Origin of the sequence: Nocardioides sp., from assembly GCF_051876515.1 — a bacterium.
Classification (GTDB): Bacteria; Actinomycetota; Actinomycetes; order Propionibacteriales; family Nocardioidaceae; genus Nocardioides.
Genome location: NZ_JBJEHY010000227.1, coordinates 1 through 5,381, shown reverse-complemented (window position 1 = coordinate 5,381; position 5,381 = coordinate 1). Strand labels below are relative to the sequence as shown.

4 protein-coding genes are annotated in these 5,381 nt (G+C 74.3%); 3 read left to right on the top strand and 1 reads right to left on the bottom strand.

What is annotated here, in order from left to right:
• From ACI379_RS16015 to ftsY, 3 genes are all read left to right on the top strand, one after another.
• Positions 1-1,046, top strand: a 1,046-nt coding sequence (locus tag ACI379_RS16015; protein ID WP_439793109.1) for an AAA family ATPase, incomplete at its 5' end; no start/stop codon positions are given.
• A gap of 160 nt (positions 1,047-1,206) precedes the next feature.
• A complete protein-coding gene (locus tag ACI379_RS16010; RefSeq protein ID WP_439793108.1) occupies positions 1,207-1,413 on the top strand; it encodes a hypothetical protein in 207 nt (68 codons plus the stop codon).
• An 89-nt stretch (positions 1,414-1,502) separates the two neighbouring features.
• Positions 1,503-2,648, top strand: a complete 1,146-nt coding sequence (gene ftsY, locus ACI379_RS16005) for a signal recognition particle-docking protein FtsY (RefSeq protein ID WP_439793107.1) — start codon at positions 1,503-1,505, stop codon at positions 2,646-2,648.
• A gap of 57 nt (positions 2,649-2,705) precedes the next feature.
• Here ftsY and ACI379_RS16000 read toward each other — a convergent pair whose 3' ends face one another.
• Entirely contained in the window at positions 2,706-4,919 is a 2,214-nt protein-coding gene (locus ACI379_RS16000) for a glycosyltransferase family protein (protein ID WP_439793106.1), read from the bottom strand.
• Positions 4,920-5,381: the final 462 nt, after the last annotated feature.

The window sequence follows — 5,381 nt, the reverse complement described above, 5'->3', positions numbered from 1 at the left end:
TGCTGCGCGAGGGCCGTGCGGCCGAAGCCGTGAGCGCGGCCGTGGCCGTGGTGCTCGCCCGCCTCGACCGGTCGGTGATGGCGGCCGCCGACGAGCGGGCCGCCGTCGAGGAGTCCCGCCGCGAGCGCGAGACCCAGCTCCTCGAGGTGCGCGCGCGCCTGCGTGACCTCGGTCGCGAGCACGACGAGCTGGTCAACTCAGCCCACCGGGACGAGCTCGCCCGCGCCCAGCAGCGGATGCGGATCGAGCAGCTCGAGGAGCGCGCCCTGGAGGAGCTCGGCCTCGACGTCGAGGGACTGGTCGCCGAGTACGGCCCGCACACGCCGGTCCCGTTCTTCGGGGAGGTCGCCGACGGTGAGGAGCAGCCCGCGCCGGTGCCGTTCGTGCGCGAGGAGCAGGCCAAGCGGCTCAAGGCGGCCGAGCGTGGCCTGGCGATGCTGGGGCGGGTCAACCCGCTGGCGCTCGAGGAGTTCTCGGCCATGGAGGAACGGCACAAGTTCCTCACCGAGCAGCTGGAGGACCTCAAGCGCACCCGCAAGGACCTCATGGACATCGTCGCCGAGGTCGACGCCCGCGTGGAGCAGGTCTTCGCCGAGGCGTACGCGGACGTGGAGAAGGCGTTCGACGCAACGTTCGCGCGGCTCTTCCCCGGAGGCGAGGGGCGACTGCTGCTCACCGATCCGTCCAACATGCTGACCACCGGCGTGGAGGTGGAGGCGCGCCCGCCCGGCAAGAAGGTCAAGCGCCTCTCGCTGCTCTCGGGCGGCGAGCGGTCGCTGGTGGCGGTGGCGTTCCTGGTGGCCCTCTTCAAGGCTCGACCCTCGCCGTTCTACATCCTCGACGAGGTCGAGGCGGCCCTCGACGACACCAACCTGGGGCGTCTGCTGGAGATCTACGAGGAGCTGCGCGAGAACTCCCAGCTGCTCGTCATCACCCACCAGAAGCGCACCATGGAGGTCGGGGACGCGCTGTACGGCGTCACCATGCGCGGCGACGGCGTCTCCACCGTCATCAGCCAGCGGCTGCGCGAGTCCGAGCGCGTCTGAGAGACGCGAGCTGCCGCAAGGCGGGCACTTTCCGGGTCCCCGCTGGGCCTCGGTGTGGGTCTCGTCTCACTTCCCCCGGGGCCCCCGCGCCGGTGCGGGTCGGTCCGGTGCCCTGTGACATGGTGGGCGGCGGACCTGAACTCTCTCGGAAGAAGGACCCGTGCTCACCCTCCTGCTCACGATGCTCGTCGGACTGCTCGTCGCCGGGGCCGTGGTGGCCTACGTCGCCTACCCGCAGCGGGGTGAGGACCTTCCCGTCGTGCCCCGCCTCGGCGAGGCGATGCGCAAGGGCGCCAAGGCCCTGCCGGTCATCGACCCGGACCAGCCGGTCGTCGCGCGGCCCGCGCCGCGTCGCCGGGCCGGCTGAGCACCAGACCCCGAGCACCAGACCCCGAGTACCCGGGCACCTGACCACACGGTGCGGACGGCCCGCGGCCGTCTGGTTGGATGATCCCCATGGGTGAATGGCTCTACCTGATCATCGGCATCGCGGTGCTGGCCCTCCTGGGCGTCGCCGCTCTCATCTCCGGCTCGCGCCGCAAGGGCGTGTCCCCGGGCACCACCACGGACGTCATCGCACCGACTCCCGAGCGGGAGACCGAGCCGCCGGAGGCCGGACCGGCCGACGAGGCCGAGGAGCCGGCTGCCCCGGCCGAGGCCCCGACCGTCACCCTCGAGCGTCCCGAGGGCACCGCCTCCCGTCTCGTCCGGCTCCGCGAGCGCCTCGCTGGCAGCCAGAGCGCCTTGGGCAAGGGACTGCTGTCGCTGCTGTCGCGCGACCGCATCGACGAGGACACCTGGGAGGACATCGAGGACACGCTCCTCACCGCTGACATCGGGGTCGCGCCCACCCAGGAGCTCGTGGAGCAGCTGCGCACCCGCGTCCGGGTCGAGGGCACGACGCCCGCCCAGGCGCGCGAGGTCCTGCGCGAGGAGCTCGTGAAGCTCGTCGGGCCCGACCTGGACCGCCGCCTGCAGGTGACGGGCGAGGACGGCAAGCCCGGCGTGGTCCTCGTGGTCGGCGTCAACGGCGCCGGCAAGACCACGACCGTCGGCAAGATCGCCCGCATCCTCGTGGCACAGGACCGTACGGTCACGCTCGGCGCGGCCGACACGTTCCGCGCCGCGGCGGCCGACCAGCTCGCCACCTGGGGTGAGCGCGTCGGCGTCGAGGTCGTCCGCGGCCCCGAGGGCGGGGACCCCGCCAGCGTCGCGTTCGAGGCGGTCAAGCAGGGCGTCGACACCGGCATCGACACGGTGCTGGTCGACACCGCGGGCCGCCTGCAGAACAAGGCCGGTCTCATGGACGAGCTCGGCAAGGTCAAGCGGGTCATCGAGAAGCAGGCCCCGGTCACCGAGGTGCTGCTGGTCCTCGACGCCACCACCGGCCAGAACGGCATGATCCAGGCGCGCGTGTTCAGCGAGATCGTCAACGTCACCGGCATCGTGCTCACCAAGCTCGACGGGTCCGCCAAGGGCGGCATCGTCGTCGCGGTCCAGCGCGAGCTCGGCGTGCCGGTCAAGCTGGTCGGTCTTGGCGAGGGCGCCGACGACCTGGCTCCCTTCGAGCCCGAGGCGTTCGTCGACGCGCTGCTCGGCTGAGCTCGCACACCGTTCGCCCGCGACGCCCCGGAGTCCGCTCCGGGGCGTCGTCGCGTCTCAGGCGGTCCGCCCGGCCCGCACGGCCAGAGCCGCCTCGAGGAGGGTGGCGGCCCGTCGGGCGAAGCTGTGCTCGTTCGCGACCTGCTCCGCCAGGGCGAGGCGCTCCTGGTCGCCGGGCCACACCGCGTCGACCCGGGTGAGGAGGTCGGCGAGGTGCTGGTCGTCGCTGAACGGGACCACCAACCCGTGGAAGGTCTCGGCGATGCCCTCGACCTCGTCGCTGAGCACCCGGGCACCGCACGCCGCGGCGTCGAAGAGCCGGTTGGCCAGGAACCCGTCGCGGCGCATGTCGTCGTGGTGGTCGGCGAGCACCACCCGGGCTCCGGCGTACAACCGGCCGAGCTCCTCGTTGGGGACCGCCTGCGAGACCACGGCACCGGGGCCGACGAACTCCTCCCAGCCGTACCCGTGCAGGCGCAGGTCGACACCGGCGGCCAGCGCCGCCCGGACGACCGGGCGGAACTCACCGCGGGAGTTGCCCACGAAGAGTGCGTCCCCGTCGTCGGTCCCGTGCGGAGCGTACGGGTGGAAGCGCGCCGGGTCGGTGCACTGCAGGAGCGGGTCGATGCGCAGGCCCCAGCGGGCGCTGGTCTCGCGGGCCCAGGGCAGGCTGGCGGCGTACCTCAGGTCGTAGGGAGCCAGCTCCTCGCGGGTGACCAGGTCGGGGTGGCTGATCAGCCACTGGATGGTGACCGGCCCGGTCGGGGGCGTGACCGCGTCGAGGCCGCGCAGCACGAGCACGACGTCGTCGAGGCGTCGGCTGGCACGGTCGCGGGCCTCCCGGTGGTCGACGGCCACGTGCTGGCCCAGCTGCTCCAGGGCCTGGGCCAGGGAGTGTGCGAAGTGCGTGTCGCCCCACCTGTCGCCGCGCGGGGCCGCGGGGGAGGCGATGTCGATGGCCCACCTCAGGCGCGGCGGCGCCTCGGAGACGGACCGGACGACCCTCAGCTCCGTCGCGGTGAGACCCCCGTCCTCGCCGGCAGGGGAGGCGGGGGCGGTCGCGAGCCCTGCGGGGGCAAGCAGGGCGTCCAGGTCGACGGGGGTCGGGCCGTGGCGTCCCCGCAGGGTGCGCAGGCCGGTGCGTACGGCTGCCGGCGGGCCGTAGCGGGCGCTGCCCCGGACGGTGACGTCACCCACCAGGCGGCTCTCGCCCAGGCCTGACGCCGCGGCCCGCAGCGAGAGGTCGGACTCGGCGAAGCGGTCCTCGTACGACTCGTCGAGGCCGTCGAGCGCCTTGAGCACCTCGCGCCGCACCGCCACCAGACCCGCTGCGACGGCGGGAACCGCGACGTGCCCCAGCATTGCGGCGTCCGAGCGCGGGTGCCCGGCCAGGATCAGCGTGCCCCCGGACGGGGTGAGGACCAGACCCGCCGACTGCACGAGCCGCTCGGGGTCGAGGACGACGGGCTGGGCGACGGCCACCGGTGACGCGGTCGCGGCGGCGAGCGCGCGCAGGGCGTCCGTCGTGGGCTGGACGTCCGGCCTGGCCAGCTCCACCACCCCGCCCGTGCTGTGAGGGATCCCTGCGTTCAGCAGAGCCGTGGGGGTCGCGGCGGACGGCGCGTGGACCAGCACCGCCCGCTCGACGAGCGTCGAGAGCACGTGGCCCACCACGTACGCCGCGCGACCCGACGAGCCGGCGACGGCGACGACCTCCACGTCGTCGGCCGGGACGCCGGCCAGCCAGTCCACGACGCGGCGCGGGCTGGCGGGGAGCGGAACCACCACACTCACCGCTGCAGCGGGGGACGCGGCGCTGCGCCCGTGGACGGTGGTGCCGTCGGCGTGTGCGGAGCGCCAGGCCCGCGCCGCGTCGAGCGCGGCCGTACGGAACTCGGCGAACGGCGTCGGTCGCGGCAGTGACGAGGTCGGCAGGGCGGCCTCGTCGGCGGCCCGGTCCAGCCAGAGGGCCAGGAGCCCGCCGGGCGTGGCCTCGGCCTCGTCCAGGAGGTGCGGCACCAGGGACGGCTCGAGGAAGGGGTGCGGGGAGCGCTGACCGGGCTGGTCCAGGAACGCGGCCAGCGCCGCGGCGTCGGAACGGTCCGCTGCGCCGGCGCGGGGGAGCAGGGCGGGGTCGAGGAGCGGGTGCGGCGCGACCTCCTCGCGCACCGCCGCCACGGCCGCCCCGTGGACGTCGTCCAGGGCCTCGCCCAGCTGCGCGGCCACCCAGTCGACGTCGACCAGCCCGGCGCGCACCAGCGTCTCGACCACGGGAGACGCTGCGGTCGGCGACTGGTCGGCAGCCGGTGCCGGAGACCCTGCCGGCTCCGTCTGGACCGGGGCCGGTGCCGGGGCTGGTGCCTGGTCCGGGGCCCCGTCCGGGGCCCCGTCCGCCCGGCGGCCCCACCGCTGGCGCAGGCGTCCGGAGAGGGATCGCTGGGCGGGCTCCTGCGGGTCACGTCCACTCGACACGGGCAGAGCGTACCGCCGCCCCAGCCGCGAGGGTCGGCGCTCCTGCGACGCACCCGGGAGCTCCGAAACGAGGCCGTAACACAACGGGAGAACTCGTTGCACGGCCGCAACAACGGCGGGGGCCGACCGAAACTCTGGCCGCGCACGCTTGCACCACTGAAACGAACGGGCCCGCCGACAGCGAGGTCGAGCGGGCCGCTTCCTTTCCCCCTGCTACACATGGAGGACCCATGGAGTACGGATATCACGCGTGGATGCTGG

Bases quoted from the DNA above. Each gene is read 5' to 3' on its own strand.
- ftsY (WP_439793107.1), top strand. From the start codon at position 1,503: ATGGGTGAATGGCTCTACCTGATCATCGGCATCGCGGTGCTGGCCCTC.